Below are 13,713 nucleotides of genomic sequence, written 5' to 3'. Positions count from 1 at the left end.
ACACGGAAAGTAGGGAAATGATAACGCAGGGGCGATGTGACTCCCCGGCGGCGGGGAGTCGGGGAGCGGGGGTTAGCCCTGTTCAGCCAGCTTATAGGCGCGCTCGGTCGCCGGGCGGTTGCTGATGCGCTCGAACCAGTTGCGCACCGCCGGGTAATCCGCCAGATCGATGCGCTGGCGCGGATGCGACACCACCCACGGGTAGGTGGCGATATCGGCGATGCTGTAGTTGTCGCCGCCCAGGTACGGGTGTTTTTGCAGTTCGGCTTCCAGCACGCCGTACAGCCGCTTGGTCTCCAGCTGGTAGCGCTCGATGGCGTAAGGCACCGGCTGCGGCGCGTAGTGGTTGAAGTGGTGATTCTGCCCGAGCATCGGCCCGAAACCGGCCACCTGCCAGAACAGCCACTGCAGGGTGGCGGCGCGTTCGCGCAGGCCCTTGCTCAACAGCTTGCCGGTTTTCTCCGCCAGATACAGCAGGATTTCCCCGGACTCGAACAGGCTGATTGGCGCGCCGCCGTCCACCGGTTGCTGATCGACGATCGCCGGGATTTTGTTGTTGGGAGAAATGCTCAGAAAGTCCGGTTTGTACTGCTCGCCGGCGCTGATGTTTACGCGATGGATACGGTAGGGTAAGCCGACCTCTTCCAAAAACAAGGTGATCTTGTGACCATTGGGAGTAGGCGCGTAATACAGGTCAATCATGTTGCCTCCTGCGGTAAGGTGATCTGTAATTCATTACACGTTGCTGCGGTCTTCGCCGCGCACAAAGGTATATCAGAGATCCAACAATAGCAGCTAAGGATAGCAGGCTATGTGGGATTCGTCCGATGCTATCTGCGCGGTTGGATCACAATTCTCCACCGGGGCGGACGGCGGTTTGCCGCACGGCGCCGGCGCGGTAAAATGGCGCTTATTTCCCTCTATAGGACAAGGTTATGAAGCTGATGTTCGCCTCGGATATCCACGGCTCGCTGCCGGCCACCGAACGCGTGCTGGAATTGTTCGCACAAAACGGCGCCGACTGGTTGATTCTTCTGGGTGATTTGCTGAATCACGGCCCGCGCAACGCGCTGCCGGCAGGGTATCAGCCCGCTCAGGTTGCCGAACGATTGAATCGCTATAGCGACAAGATCATCGCCGTTCGCGGCAATTGCGACAGCGAGGTCGATCAGATGCTGCTGACGTTTCCCATCGAGGCGCCCTGGCAACAGGTTTTACTGCAAAAAAGACGATTGTTTTTGACCCACGGTCACCTTTATCATCCCTCGGCACTGCCGCCGTTATCCCGCGGTGACGTCCTGGCCTACGGCCATACGCATCTGCCGCAGGCGGAGCGGCAGGGTGAGATCTATTGCTTCAATCCGGGCTCGGTCAGCATTCCCAAAGGGGGCTTTCCGGCCAGCTACGGCATGTTGGATCGGGGCACTTTGCGCGTGCTGACGCTCGACGACGGCAAGGTCGTCGCGGAGGTGGCGTTAACACGCTAAACGCACTAATTTATACACACACAATAAAAATCTTTGAAAAACACTCATTGATTAACCAGCGCGCGGGATGCATCGCGCCAAAATAGAAGGTTTTAGAGGATGGCGGAACAGGGTCAGGCTGCAGATACCGAATGGGTTGATATCGTCGACGAGCAAAACGAGGTGATCGCGCAATCCAGTCGTCAACAGATGCGGGCGGAGCGGCTGCGTCATCGTGCTACCTATATTGTGGTGCATGATGGGATGGGAAAAATTCTGGTGCAGCGTCGCACCGAGATCAAGGACTTCTACCCGGGCTGGTTGGACGCAACGGCGGGTGGCGTAGTGCAAAGCGGTGAAAACGTGCTGGATTCGGCGCGCCGCGAGGCGGAAGAAGAGCTGGGCATCGCCGGTGTGCCTTTCGCCGAACACGGTCTGTTCTACTTCGAAGAAGAGCAGTGCCGGGTGTGGGGCGCGCTGTTCAGCTGCGTTTCGCACGGCCCGTTCGCGCTGCAGGAAGAAGAAGTGGCCGAGGTGTGCTGGCTGACGCCGGAAGAGATCACCGCGCGCTGCGACGAGTTTACCCCGGATTCGCTGAAGGCGCTGTCGCTGTGGCTGACGCGCAACAACGAACAGGATTACGGTAAGCCGCTCGACAACCACTGAGACGCCAACGCGTGAGAAAGCCGGTCATCGACCGGCTTTTTTTATGGCGCGGATTCAGCAGCTGTCGCGGCGGCACAGCGTGGCGGGCAGGGAGCCTGCCGGCTGCCAGGGTTGCTCGTTCAGGCGCGCCAGCAGCGCCTGGCCGGCCTGAATGCCGATGTCGCGATGCGGAATGGTCATGGTGGTCAGCGGCGGTTGGCAGACCCGGCTGAACTCGCTGTTGCCGAACCCCACCACCGCCAGATTGTCCGGCACCTTGATGCGCCGCCGTTGGCATTCATACAGCGCGCCGCCGGCCAGTTCGTCCGAGGCGCACACCAGCGCGTCCAGCTCCGGCCAGGCCAGCAGGAATTCCGGCAGCTGCTGCGCGCCGGTGCTGAAGCTGGCGGGCTGTGCGGCGTTGATCACCCGATGCGGCGACATATGGTTGCGCAGCAGCGCCTTGTGCCAGCCCTGCAGGTGCTGCTGGAAGATCCACTGTTCCTGATTGGCGCACAGCAGCCCGATGTTCTGATAGCCGCTGGCGATCACCGTTTGCGTCAGCTGATACATGGCCGCCACGTAGTCGATGCCGATGCTCATGTCGATAGGATCGGCGCGCACGGCGCCGATCTCCACCACCGGAATGTTGGCGGCGATCAGCGCGTTGCGGGCGTTTTGCGAATGCTCGACGCTGAGCAGCACCGCCGCCGCCAGGTTGTAAGAGAGCAGGGTCTCCAGCAATTTCTCTTCGCGTTCTAGGTGATGCTGCGACTCCGCCAGCATGATGTGATAACCGGCCGGCTGCAGCACTTTCTGCAGGCCGGCGAACATCTCGGCGCAGCCGGATTCGGACAGGCTGGGCACCACCATGGCAATGGTGTAGGACGAGGCCGACGCCAGCGAACTGGCGGCCAGGTTGGGCAGATACCCCAGTTCGCTCACCGCGGCTTCAATCTTCTCGCGCAGTTTGTCTGAAACCTGCTCCGGCGTGCGCAGCGCGCGCGACACCGTCATGGTGCCGACGCCCGCCAGCTGCGCTACGTCAGCCAACGTCACCCTGCCCGTGCTGCGTCGTTTTTTACCGATCGACATGCCTAATCCCGACTGAAATGCGCGCGCGGCGCATAAAAATGGTGAGGGCGGGAAGCCGACGGCGCGGCTTCGACGATCCCCGTATGCGGCACATTCTACCCCGTTACCCGAAATAGCGAGAAAAAATTGTGGTTAACGCCATGCCGCGGTGCGGCGTTTTGATAGCGCTATCACAGATCTGCATGATAGCGCTTTGGTAGCGCTATCTTTGTGATATCCATCACTGTGTGGCCGGGTGGGGTTGATTAAAGTTTTACCGTCGTCGGTGAATTAATCACCGGCCGAAACCATCAACCTTTAGGAGGGTAACGTGCTGAAAGAGTGGCTGACCGCCGATCATATACAGCTGTGCGAACGGGTGGAGGACTGGCGCCAGGCGGTAACGCTGAGTGCGCAGCCGCTGCTGCAAGACGGCGTGATCACGCCGAATTACCTGACGGCCATCTTTCATCAGCAGGAGAAGCTCGGGCCTTACTTTGTCCTGGCGCCGGGCATCGCCATGCCGCACGCCCGGCCCGAAGAGGGCGCCAACGCGTTGGGATTATCGCTGTTGAAGATCCATCAGGGGGTGAACTTTCATTCCGCGGATAACGATCCGGTTCAGGTGGTGGTGATGCTTTCGGCGCCCGACGGCGACAGCCACATCGAATTGATTTCGCAACTGGCGGAGTTATTTTCAGACAATCAGGCCATGGAGGCGTTATTTCACGCCAAAGATAAACGGCAAATCGAGGATATTATCGCCCGCTATTAACGCTTAATCACCAGGAACACTATTAATGCTAACAACGCCGGGAATATGACCGGCGGCGCTACCCTACACGCTAAATTCAACAGGTGGATATTATGAAAATCATGGCGATTTGCGGTTCCGGTCTCGGCAGCAGTTTTATGGTGGAAATGAACATTAAAAAGGTGCTGAAAAAGATGGGCGTGGAGGCCGAGGTCGAACACTCCGATCTGTCGTCCGCCACCCCCGGCGCCGCCGACGTGTTCGTGATGGCGAAAGACATCGCCGACAGCGCCAGCGTACCGGCCGAGCAGCTGGTGGTGATCAGCAACATCATCGACATTAATGAGCTGGAAGCCAAGCTGCGCGCTTACTTCGAAGCCCACTCAATCATCTGAATAAAACGATTGGCGAGGTGGATATGTTTATCCAGGAAACGCTTAAGTTTGTGGTGGATATATTAAAGGTGCCTTCGGTACTGGTCGGGCTTATTGCGCTGATCGGTTTGCTGGCGCAAAAAAAATCGTTTTCCGACGTGGTAAAAGGCACGGTAAAAACCATTCTCGGCTTTATCGTTTTGGGCGGCGGCGCCACGGTATTGGTCGGATCGCTCAATCCGCTGGGCGGCATGTTCGAACACGCGTTCAATATTCAGGGCATCATTCCGAATAACGAAGCCATTGTCTCCATCGCGCTGGAGAAATACGGCGCCTCCACCGCGCTGATCATGGCGTTCGGCATGGTGGCGAATATCGTGGTGGCGCGCGTCACCCGGCTGAAATACATCTTCCTGACCGGCCACCACACCTTCTACATGGCCTGCATGATCGGCATCATCCTAACGGTGGCGGGCTTCGAGGGCGTGCAGCTGGTGTTTACCGGCGCGCTGACCCTGGGGCTGGTGATGGCGTTCTTCCCGGCGATCGCCCAGCGCTATATGCGCCGCATCACCGGCAATGACGATATCGCCTTCGGCCACTTCGGCACCCTGGGCTACGTGCTGTCCGGCTGGATCGGCTCGAAGGTGGGTAAAAACTCGCGCTCGACCGAGGAGATGAACCTGCCGAAAAACCTCAGCTTCCTGCGCGACAGCTCCATTTCGATCTCGATGACCATGATCGTCATCTACCTGATCCTGGCGATCTGCGCCGGGCGGGCCTATGTGGAAAGCGAGCTCAGCGGCGGCCAGAACTACCTGGTGTATTCGATCATTCAGGCCATCACCTTCGCCGCCGGGGTGTTCATCATCCTGCAGGGCGTGCGTTTGATTCTGGCGGAAATCGTGCCGGCGTTCACCGGCTTCTCGGAAAAGCTGGTGCCGAATGCGCGGCCGGCGCTGGATTGCCCGGTGGTCTATCCCTATGCCCCCAACGCGGTGCTGATCGGCTTCCTGTTCAGCTTCCTTGGCGGATTGGCCGGGCTGTTCCTGCTGGGGCAGCTGAAGATGGTATTGATCCTGCCCGGCGTGGTGCCGCACTTCTTCACTGGCGCTACCGCCGGGGTGTTCGGCAACGCCACCGGCGGGCGGCGTGGCGCGATGCTGGGCGCCTTCGCCAACGGGCTGCTGATCACCTTCCTGCCGGTATTGCTGCTGCCGGTGCTGGGGGCGCTGGGCTTTGCCAACACCACCTTCTCCGACGCCGACTTCGGCGCGATCGGCATCCTGCTGGGCAATATGGCGCGCTTTATGTCGAAGGAGATGATCATGCTGGCGATCGTCGCCGTGTTCGCGCTGCTGGTGGCGCATAACTTCCTGGGAAAACGCAAAGGCGCGCCGGCCGCTGACCGCGTCGAGAAATAACGAGGGCAGACTGATGAACTACACAACGAGCGAAACGGAAATTGAAGAGCTGCATACCCTGGCGCGGGCGATCCGCCTGGAAACGCTGAAAGCGCTGACCGGGCTGGGCTTCGGCCACTACGGCGGCTGCATGTCGGTGGTTGAGACGCTGGCGGTGCTGTATGGCAGCGTGATGCGCATCGATCCGGCGGATCCGGACTGGCCGGAGCGCGATGACTTCGTGCTGTCGAAAGGGCACGCCGGCCCGGCGCTGTACAGCACGCTGGCGATCAAGGGCTACTTCCCGCTGGCGGAGCTGAAGACCCTCAACCAGAACGGCACGCGTCTGCCGAGCCACCCGGACCGGCTGCGCACGCGCGGCGTGGACGCCACCACCGGCTCGCTGGGGCAGGGCGTGTCGATCGCCGCCGGCATGGCGTTGTCCCATCGGCTGGCGGGGCGTCGCAATCGGGTGTTCAGCATCCTCGGTGACGGGGAACTGAACGAAGGGCAGTGCTGGGAGGCGTTCCAGTTTATCGCCCACCACAATCTGAACAACCTGACGCTGTTCATCGATTACAACAAGCAACAGCTGGACGGCGCGCTGGACGAGGTGATCCAACCGTTCGATCTGGCCGCCAAGTTCCGCGCCTTCGGCTTTGAGGTGCAGACCATCAAGGGCGACGACATCGCGGCGCTGCTGGCGGCGGTGGCGCCGGCGCGCGGCGGCGAACAGCGGCCGCTGGCGATCGTGCTCGACAGCATCAAAGGGCAGGGCGTGGCCTATCTGGAAAACCTGTCGAACTCTCACCACCTGCGCCTGACGCCGGACGTGCAGCAGGAAATCGAAAAAGCCATCGCCGAACTGGAGGCCGCCTATGTTTAACGTAGTGACGCAGTTGGAAAACGACGCCGTCGAAATGCGCAAAGTCTACGCCGGCGCGGTGCGTCGGCAGATTGAGGCGGGCGCGCCGATCATCGCGCTGGAGGCGGATCTGATGAGCTCAATGGCGATGGATGGCGTGCACAAGGATCACCCGCAGCACGTGATCAACTGCGGCATCATGGAGGCCAACGTGATCGGCGTCGCCGCCGGGCTGTCGCTTACCGGCCGGGTGCCGTTCGTGCATACCTTTACCGCCTTTGCCAGCCGCCGCTGTTTCGATCAGCTGTTCATGTCGCTGGATTATCAGCGCAACAACGTCAAGGTAATCGCCTCCGACGCCGGGGTGAGCGCCTGCCACAACGGCGGCACCCACATGTCGTTCGAGGATATGGGCATCGTGCGCGGGCTGGCGCATTCGGTGGTGCTGGAGGTGACCGACGCCACCATGTTCGCCGATATTCTGCGCCAGCTGATGGATCTGCGCGGCTTCTACTGGGTGCGCACCATTCGCAAGCAGGCGACGCGCATCTACCAGGAGGGCTCGCGCTTTACCATCGGCAAGGGCAACCTGCTGCGCGACGGCGACGACATTACGCTGATCGCCAATGGCATCATGGTGGCGGAGGCGCTGAAGGCGGCGCAGATGCTGGCGCAGCAGGGCGTCAGCGCGGCGGTGATCGATATGTTCACCCTCAAGCCTATCGACCGTGAACTGATCAAAACCTATGCGGCCAAAACCGGGCGCATCGTCACCTGTGAAAACCACAGCATTCATAATGGGCTGGGATCGGCGGTGGCGGAGGTGCTGGCGGAAGAGTGCCCGACGCCAATGCGGCGCGTGGGGGTGAAGGAGCGTTACGGCCAGGTGGGCACCCAGGCATTTCTACAGCAGGAGTACGGCCTGACCGCCGAGCATATTCTGGAGGCTGCCGGGCAATTGCTGCAAAAACAGTTCTCGAGTCAATAACAACTGCTGTAACGAATGAGGTCTGGTGCTATGTATAAAGCACATACCTTCCTGCCCAGTATCTGAGTTATGACTCACACGTTATCAACTGAGAAGCCCCTTAAGGGGCTTTTTGTGTTTAATGGATAATAGATGGCCAATGCTTGGGTAAAAAGAGATAATAAAAACAATCTAATAAATACAATAAGTTATATTCATGGAGTGAATAATGATAACAACAAGAGGCTCGTTCAGAAGGCTGACGCTAGGCGAGATCACACTATCCCGTTTTCTCTATAAAAATGCCATCGACTACAGTCTTGTTAAAGTGCATAACGCGAGCTATTTCCCGTTTGGTTTGCAGAATGAGGAAACGGCCGTTACGCCTAATGGTGAACTTTATTGGCCTGAAAAACACTTCAGGGAAGATTTTTCCACAGAAACAACGCGCTACCTATGGTGGTTCATGCATGAAATGGCCCACGTATGGCAGTATCAGATGGGGATGAACGTCCGGCTGCGGGGAATAATGAGCTGGGCGGTAACTTATAAATACTCGCTGCCTGATTACTACTCCTTAGCTGATTATGGTATGGAGGCACAAGCCAGCCTTCTTGCAGATTACTTCATCCTTTCTCGTTATGGCAAAGAACGGTGGTTTGAGGTGAAACTGATGCAAGGTATTATAGGTCCTGATTTGAAAAGCCGTTATGAGCATGTTTTGAAAGGATTTCTTAATTCTCCTGCCGACAGGAAAAACCTGAAATGAGAAGAATCTATACCCTCATCATGATGATGTTGCTCAGTGGCTGTATGCTTGAAAAGCAACGTTTTTACGCTGCGGACATTACGCTGCGGGGAAATGATCTCTGTTTCTCTTTACCGCAAACCTACTCAACACAGAGTGGCAGGGTCAGTCTGGTCAGCATCGCTATTGAACAACGGTTGGATAGTCAAACGCATGAGCTCTGGCGCAGGACCACTCTACCACCGAAGCCCGTTGAGACGATTACGCCCGGCCAATGTATCCCATACTCGTTCAAGGCATTTGAGAGCAATGCGCTATACACCGTGGCAATCAGTACCGTGGATCCTCAGGATGCAGATTCCAAACGTTTCTGGCAGCGCAGTTTCTCGCTGAAAATCAGCGACGGCCAGATTTTGCAGGTTATTGCCAGCGCGGAGTAATAAAGCGAGAGAAGGGATGAATGAAATAGCAAGGGCCGGCAATGCCGGCCCTTGTTTCGTTTGGCGATGAATTACGCCTTGGCGGCAGCATCAGCCTGGGAAGACTGGATCGCCGTCAGCGCAACGGTGTAGACGATATCGTCAACCAGTGCGCCGCGCGACAGGTCGTTCACCGGCTTGCGCATGCCTTGCAGCATCGGCCCGATGGAGACCAGGTCAGCGGAACGCTGTACCGCTTTGTAGGTGGTGTTGCCGGTGTTCAGATCCGGGAAGATGAACACGGTCGCCTGGCCGGCTACCGGTGAGTTCGGCGCCTTGGACTTGGCAACGTCGGCCATGATGGCGGCGTCGTACTGCAGCGGGCCGTCGATGATCAGGTCCGGGCGTTTTTCCTGCGCCAGACGGGTCGCTTCGCGCACTTTCTCGACGTCGCTGCCCGCACCGGAGTTGCCGGTGGAGTAGGAGATCATCGCTACGCGAGGCTCGATGCCGAAGGCCGCGGCGGAATCCGCAGACTGGATGGCGATCTCAGACAGCTGCTCGGCGGTCGGATCCGGGTTGATCGCGCAGTCGCCGTAGACCAGTACCTGGTCAGGCAGCAGCATGAAGAACACGGAGGACACCAGCGAGCTGCCCGGCGCGGTTTTGATCAGCTGCAACGGCGGACGGATGGTGTTGGCGGTGGTGTGAACCGCGCCGGAGACCAGACCGTCGACTTCGCCTTGTTCCAGCATCAGGGTGCCGAGCACCACGTTGTCTTCCAGCTGCTCGCGCGCGACCACTTCGGTCATGCCTTTGCTCTTGCGCAGCTCAACCAGACGCGGCACGTAGTTTTCACGTACGGCGACCGGATCGACAATTTCGATGCCTTTGCCCAGCTCAACGCCTTGCGCTGCCGCGACGCGCTGGATCTCGTCCGGGTTGCCGAGCAATACGCATTCCGCGATGCCGCGTTCGGCGCAGATGGCTGCCGCTTTCACGGTGCGCGGCTCGTCGCCTTCCGGCAGCACGATGCGTTTGCCGGCTTTACGCGCCAGCTCGGTCAGCTCGTAACGGAACGCCGGTGGAGACAGACGGCGTGAACGTTCGGAGGTGGCGGTCAGCGAGTCGATCCACTCGGTGTTGATGTGGCTGGCCACGTAGTTCTGCACTTTCTCGATGCGCTGGTGGTCGTCCGCCGGCACTTCGAGGTTGAAGCTCTGCAGGCTCAGCGAGGTCTGCCAGGTGTTGGTGTCGACCATGAACACCGGCAGGCCGGTCTGGAAGGCGCGTTCGCACAGCTTCTTGATCGGCTCGTCGATGGCGTAGCCGCCGGTCAGCAGGATGGCGCCGATTTCCACGCCGTTCATCGCCGCCAGGCAGGCGGAAACCAGCACATCAGGACGGTCTGCGGAGGTCACCAGCAGAGAGCCCGGGCGGAAGTGTTCCAGCATGTGCGGGATGCTGCGCGCACAGAAGGTCACGGACTTCACGCGGCGAGTCATGATGTCGCCTTCGTTGACCACGCGGGCCTTCAGGTGGCGAGCCATGTCGATGGCACGGGTGGCGATCAGATCGAAGCTCCACGGCACGCAGCCCAGAACCGGCAGCGGGCTGTTGGCGAACAGCTGCGCAGGATCGACGTGGGCGATGCTGGCTTTGGTGGAGTCGTCGAAGATTTCGGACAGGTCAGGACGGGTGCGGCCCTGATCGTCGACCGGTGCGTTCAGCTTGTTGATGATTACGCCGGTGATGTTTTTGTTCTTGCTGCCGCCGAAGCTGGTGCGCGCCAGTTCGATGCGCTCTTTCAGCTGCGCCGGGGAGTCGTTGCCCAGCGCCAGCACGAAGACGATCTCGGCGTTCAGTGTTTTGGCGATCTCGTAGTTCAGCGCGTTGGCGAACTGATGCTTGCGGGTCGGCACCAGGCCTTCGATCAGCACCACTTCCGCGTCTTTGGTGTTCTCGTGGTAGCGCGCCACGATCTCTTCCATCAGCACGTCTTGCTGGTTGGAGCTCAGCAGGCCCTCGACGTAGTCCATGCGCAGCGGTTCGGCCGCCGTAATGGTGGAGTTGCTGCTGCGGATGATGGTGGTGGTCTGGTCGAGCGCGTTGTCGCCGGTGCGCGGTTGAGCGATAGGCTTGAACACGCTCAGACGAACGCCTTTTTGCTCCATGGAGCGGATGACACCCAGGCTGACGCTGGTCAGGCCGACGCTGGTGCCGGTGGGGATCAACATAATAGTACGTGACACAGAATAGTCCTCTTCACGATTAACATGAGGCTAAAACAACACCGTCAGCCTGGGCTGACGGTGTTTTGAGAGCATTACGCGGTCAGGCGGGATGCGTCCTGCGCGATGACCAACTCTTCGTTGGTCGGGATCACCAGCGCCAGGCGGCTGCCGTCTTTGGTGATGGCGCCGGATTTGCCGAAGCGAGCGGCCATGTTGCGGTCGTGGTCGATTTCGAAGCCCAGCAGGCCCAGTTTGTTCAGGGTCAGCTCACGCACCATGCCGGCGTTCTCGCCGATGCCGCCGGTGAAGATCACCGCGTCCAGACGGCCTTCCATCAGGGCGCTGTATGCGCCGATGTATTTGGCCAGACGGTGGCAGAACACGTCCATGGCGCGTTTGGCGTCGGCTTTGCTGTCGTAGTTGTCTTCAACGTAACGGCAGTCGCTGGTGACTTCGGTCAGGCCCAGCAGGCCGGATTCTTTGGTCAGCATCTTGTTGATCTGGTCAACGCTCATGCCCAGAGAATCGTGCAGGTGGAAGATGATAGCCGGATCGATGTCACCGCTGCGGGTGCCCATCACCAGGCCTTCCAGCGGGGTCAGACCCATGGAGGTGTCAACGCACTGGCCGTTGCGCACTGCGGTAACGGAACCGCCGTTGCCCAGGTGGCAAGTGATCACGTTCACTTCTTCTACCGGCTTGTTCAGCATCTTCGCGGCTTCCTGAGTCACGTAGAAGTGGCTGGTGCCGTGTGCGCCGTAGCGGCGAACGCCGTGGTCGCGGTACAGGCTGTACGGCAGGGCGTACAGGTAAGATTCTTCCGGCATGGTCTGGTGGAACGCGGTGTCGAACACGGCAACGTTCTTGTCGGCCAGGTTAGGGAAGGATTTCAGCGCTTCCGCGATGCCGATCAGGTGAGCCGGGTTGTGCAGTGGTGCAAACGGCACGGAATCTTTGATACCCTGCAGAACTTCGTCGTTGATCACGGCGGAAGCGGTAAACTTCTCGCCGCCGTGCACGATGCGGTGGCCGATAGCGGTCAGCTGCGCAGAAAGCTCTGGTTTTTGTGCCAGAATAGTATTAACAATGAAGTTCAGCGCTTCGCTGTGTGCAGCGCCGGCCCCCAGGGCAGCTTCGTGTTTGGCGCCGTCCATTTTCCACTTGATGCGAGCTTCAGGCAGGTGGAAACACTCGGCCAAACCGGAGAGGAATTCGTCGCCGTTAACGGCATCGATGATGGCGAATTTCAGAGAAGAACTGCCGCAGTTAAGAACCAGTACTAGCTTACTCGACATGGAAGTACCTACTTAAATAGTCGTGTTGTTAAAAGAAAATCGAAAACACGTGGTGAATTAATCGTCAATCAGACAACAAGCGTAGCGCATAGTGCCGATGACATTTATGATTAACATCATGTGAAGTGCACAAATCACAGGATGATGGAAAAACCGATGATTTCTCTGCGGTTTAAATAATCTTGATTTTTATAGGGCTAAAAGTTGACAAAATTTGCGTCATCTTCTACCGGCCACAAGGCCGGCTTAGGATACCGATAGCCCGGTGCAAACACAAAATAAATTTAAAGCTTCAAATTTTTTAGTATGGTCTCTGGCAGCACGCTTTTAGTTTCTTTACGTGACGTTGAGGTACGCAATGACGAGCAAACCGTCCGGTTCCGTAAGCTGGTTTCAGGTCTTCCAGCGCGGGCAGCATTATATGAAAACCTGGCCGTCGGACAAACGTCTGGCACCGGTCTTTCCGGAGAACCGCGTTGCGCGTGCCACCCGTTTCGCTATCCGTTTCATGCCGCCGTTGGCGATTTTCACGCTGACCTGGCAGATCGCGCTTGGCGGTCAGCTCGGCCCGGCGATCGCTACCGCGCTGTTCGCCTGCAGCCTGCCGATGCAGGGACTGTGGTGGCTGGGGCGCCGTTCGGTCACGCCGCTGCCGCCGACGCTGCTGCAATGGTTCCATGAGGTGCGCAACAAGCTGACGGAAGCCGGGCAGGCGGTCGCGCCGCTCGAAGGCACGCCGACCTATCAGACGTTGGCCGATCTGCTCAAACGTGCTTTTAAGCAGCTGGACAAAACCTTCCTCGACGATCTGTAACTGAGAAAAGGCCGCGTTGATGCGGCCTTTTTCGTCAAAGCGCCAATAACCCCGGTTTAAATCAAAGAACGGTCGAGTTGTGATTTCCTGCGTTCTTGCGCTGTGCGATGCTCCCGCCATCACACAGAAATGAGGAAATCCTGATGGAAATGACCAACGCCCAGCGGCTGATCCTGTCGAACCAGTACAAGATGATGACCCTGCTCGACCCGGACAACGGCGACCGTTATCGCCGGTTGCAAACCATCGTCGAACGCGGCTTCGGGTTGCAAATGCGCGAACTGGATCGCGACTTCGGCGAACTGAGCGAAGAGGTGTGCCGCACCATCATCAACGTGATGGAGATGCACCATGCGCTGCAGGTTTCCTGGGGCAACCTGAAAGAGAAGCAGGATCTGGACGAGCGCCGCCTGGCGTTTCTCGGCTTCGACGCCGCCACCGAAGCGCGCTACCTGAGCTACGTGCGTTTCCTGGTCAGCACCGAGGGGCGTTATACTCACTTCGATTCCGGCAGCCACGGTTTCAACGCCCAGACCAAAATGTGGGAAAAATACCAGCGTATGCTGGCGATCTGGCTGGCCTGTCCGCGCCAGTATCACCTGAGCGCCGTTGAGATAGCGCAAATCATCAATGCTTGATTAAGAAGAGGTTTTCT

15 protein-coding genes are annotated in these 13,713 nt (G+C 58.7%); 11 read left to right on the top strand and 4 right to left on the bottom strand.

Translation table 11 applies throughout. The features are described from left to right. Window positions 1–72 precede the first annotated feature (72 nt). Window positions 73–702 carry a GSH-dependent disulfide bond oxidoreductase gene (gene yfcG, locus AC4PR2_RS11955; RefSeq protein ID WP_055317045.1) on the bottom strand — a complete coding sequence of 210 codons (630 nt, stop codon included), beginning with the start codon at window positions 700–702 and terminating at the stop codon, window positions 73–75. Window positions 703–935: 233 nt separating this feature from the next. Here yfcG and yfcE point away from each other — a divergent pair, with 233 nt between their 5' ends. Both yfcE and yfcD read left to right on the top strand, forming a co-directional pair. After that, complete coding sequence (gene yfcE / locus AC4PR2_RS11950) at window positions 936–1,487, top strand: phosphodiesterase (RefSeq protein ID WP_033635338.1); 552 nt, start codon at window positions 936–938, stop codon at window positions 1,485–1,487. Between the two features lie 99 nt (window positions 1,488–1,586). Next, complete coding sequence (yfcD, locus tag AC4PR2_RS11945) at window positions 1,587–2,132, top strand: NUDIX hydrolase YfcD (RefSeq protein ID WP_004936086.1); 546 nt, start codon at window positions 1,587–1,589, stop codon at window positions 2,130–2,132. A gap of 54 nt (window positions 2,133–2,186) precedes the next feature. Here the strand turns inward: yfcD and AC4PR2_RS11940 are convergent, their stop codons facing one another. Next, window positions 2,187–3,206, bottom strand: coding sequence for a LacI family DNA-binding transcriptional regulator (locus AC4PR2_RS11940; RefSeq protein ID WP_004936083.1), 1,020 nt, complete (start codon window positions 3,204–3,206; stop codon window positions 2,187–2,189). A gap of 310 nt (window positions 3,207–3,516) precedes the next feature. On the opposite strand from AC4PR2_RS11940, the gene AC4PR2_RS11935 reads away from it, so the two are divergent. From AC4PR2_RS11935 to AC4PR2_RS11905, 7 genes are all read left to right on the top strand, one after another. Beyond that, on the top strand, window positions 3,517–3,960 hold the full coding sequence (locus tag AC4PR2_RS11935) for a PTS sugar transporter subunit IIA (protein WP_038876423.1): 444 nt from the start codon (window positions 3,517–3,519) through the stop codon (window positions 3,958–3,960). Between the two features lie 92 nt (window positions 3,961–4,052). After that, on the top strand, window positions 4,053–4,334 hold the full coding sequence (locus tag AC4PR2_RS11930) for a PTS sugar transporter subunit IIB (protein WP_025303676.1): 282 nt from the start codon (window positions 4,053–4,055) through the stop codon (window positions 4,332–4,334). A 23-nt stretch (window positions 4,335–4,357) separates the two neighbouring features. Then, window positions 4,358–5,737, top strand: a complete 1,380-nt coding sequence (locus tag AC4PR2_RS11925; RefSeq protein WP_492175168.1) for a PTS ascorbate transporter subunit IIC — start codon at window positions 4,358–4,360, stop codon at window positions 5,735–5,737. 13 nt (window positions 5,738–5,750) lie between these two features. Next, a complete protein-coding gene (locus AC4PR2_RS11920) occupies window positions 5,751–6,602 on the top strand; it encodes a thiamine pyrophosphate-binding protein (protein WP_197803821.1) in 852 nt (283 codons plus the stop codon). Next, entirely contained in the window at window positions 6,595–7,569 is a 975-nt protein-coding gene (locus tag AC4PR2_RS11915) for a transketolase family protein (RefSeq protein WP_060420040.1), read from the top strand. The genes AC4PR2_RS11920 and AC4PR2_RS11915 overlap by 8 nt, the downstream gene beginning before the upstream one ends. Before the next feature lie 208 nt (window positions 7,570–7,777). Further along, a complete protein-coding gene (locus tag AC4PR2_RS11910; protein ID WP_084827354.1) occupies window positions 7,778–8,317 on the top strand; it encodes a hypothetical protein in 540 nt (179 codons plus the stop codon). After that, a complete protein-coding gene (locus AC4PR2_RS11905) occupies window positions 8,314–8,736 on the top strand; it encodes a putative T6SS immunity periplasmic lipoprotein (RefSeq protein ID WP_197786511.1) in 423 nt (140 codons plus the stop codon). Before AC4PR2_RS11910 ends, AC4PR2_RS11905 begins: the two co-directional genes overlap by 4 nt. A gap of 71 nt (window positions 8,737–8,807) precedes the next feature. Here the strand turns inward: AC4PR2_RS11905 and pta are convergent, their stop codons facing one another. Both pta and ackA read right to left on the bottom strand, forming a co-directional pair. Then, window positions 8,808–10,967 carry a phosphate acetyltransferase gene (gene pta, locus AC4PR2_RS11900; RefSeq protein WP_049203683.1) on the bottom strand — a complete coding sequence of 720 codons (2,160 nt, stop codon included), beginning with the start codon at window positions 10,965–10,967 and terminating at the stop codon, window positions 8,808–8,810. Window positions 10,968–11,041: 74 nt separating this feature from the next. After that, window positions 11,042–12,244: an acetate kinase gene (ackA, locus tag AC4PR2_RS11895; RefSeq protein WP_055312511.1), complete on the bottom strand. Its 1,203-nt coding sequence runs from the start codon at window positions 12,242–12,244 to the stop codon at window positions 11,042–11,044. A gap of 358 nt (window positions 12,245–12,602) precedes the next feature. On the opposite strand from ackA, the gene yfbV reads away from it, so the two are divergent. Both yfbV and AC4PR2_RS11885 read left to right on the top strand, forming a co-directional pair. Further along, window positions 12,603–13,058 carry a terminus macrodomain insulation protein YfbV gene (gene yfbV, locus AC4PR2_RS11890; protein ID WP_004936061.1) on the top strand — a complete coding sequence of 152 codons (456 nt, stop codon included), beginning with the start codon at window positions 12,603–12,605 and terminating at the stop codon, window positions 13,056–13,058. A gap of 143 nt (window positions 13,059–13,201) precedes the next feature. Beyond that, window positions 13,202–13,696, top strand: a complete 495-nt coding sequence (locus AC4PR2_RS11885) for a YfbU family protein (protein ID WP_016926898.1) — start codon at window positions 13,202–13,204, stop codon at window positions 13,694–13,696. The last annotated feature ends 17 nt before the right edge of the window (window positions 13,697–13,713 follow it).

This window comes from Serratia sp. A07 (assembly GCF_058725505.1).
Note: the sequence above shows the minus strand (reverse complement) of the source record. Positions and strands in the feature narration are given on the sequence as shown.

Excerpts from the sequence above, each read along its gene's own strand:
- AC4PR2_RS11915 (WP_060420040.1), top strand. The coding sequence starts at position 6,595 with ATGTTTAACGTAGTGACGCAGTTGGAAAACGACGCCGTCGAAATGCGC.
- AC4PR2_RS11930 (WP_025303676.1), top strand. The coding sequence starts at position 4,053 with ATGAAAATCATGGCGATTTGCGGTTCCGGTCTCGGCAGCAGTTTTATG.
- ackA (WP_055312511.1), bottom strand. The coding sequence starts at position 12,244 with ATGTCGAGTAAGCTAGTACTGGTTCTTAACTGCGGCAGTTCTTCTCTG.
- AC4PR2_RS11920 (WP_197803821.1), top strand. The coding sequence starts at position 5,751 with ATGAACTACACAACGAGCGAAACGGAAATTGAAGAGCTGCATACCCTG.
- AC4PR2_RS11940 (WP_004936083.1), bottom strand. The coding sequence starts at position 3,206 with ATGTCGATCGGTAAAAAACGACGCAGCACGGGCAGGGTGACGTTGGCT.
- yfbV (WP_004936061.1), top strand. The coding sequence starts at position 12,603 with ATGACGAGCAAACCGTCCGGTTCCGTAAGCTGGTTTCAGGTCTTCCAG.
- AC4PR2_RS11925 (WP_492175168.1), top strand. The coding sequence starts at position 4,358 with ATGTTTATCCAGGAAACGCTTAAGTTTGTGGTGGATATATTAAAGGTG.
- AC4PR2_RS11885 (WP_016926898.1), top strand. The coding sequence starts at position 13,202 with ATGGAAATGACCAACGCCCAGCGGCTGATCCTGTCGAACCAGTACAAG.
- AC4PR2_RS11905 (WP_197786511.1), top strand. The coding sequence starts at position 8,314 with ATGAGAAGAATCTATACCCTCATCATGATGATGTTGCTCAGTGGCTGT.
- yfcD (WP_004936086.1), top strand. The coding sequence starts at position 1,587 with ATGGCGGAACAGGGTCAGGCTGCAGATACCGAATGGGTTGATATCGTC.
- yfcG (WP_055317045.1), bottom strand. The coding sequence starts at position 702 with ATGATTGACCTGTATTACGCGCCTACTCCCAATGGTCACAAGATCACC.
- AC4PR2_RS11910 (WP_084827354.1), top strand. The coding sequence starts at position 7,778 with ATGATAACAACAAGAGGCTCGTTCAGAAGGCTGACGCTAGGCGAGATC.
- yfcE (WP_033635338.1), top strand. The coding sequence starts at position 936 with ATGAAGCTGATGTTCGCCTCGGATATCCACGGCTCGCTGCCGGCCACC.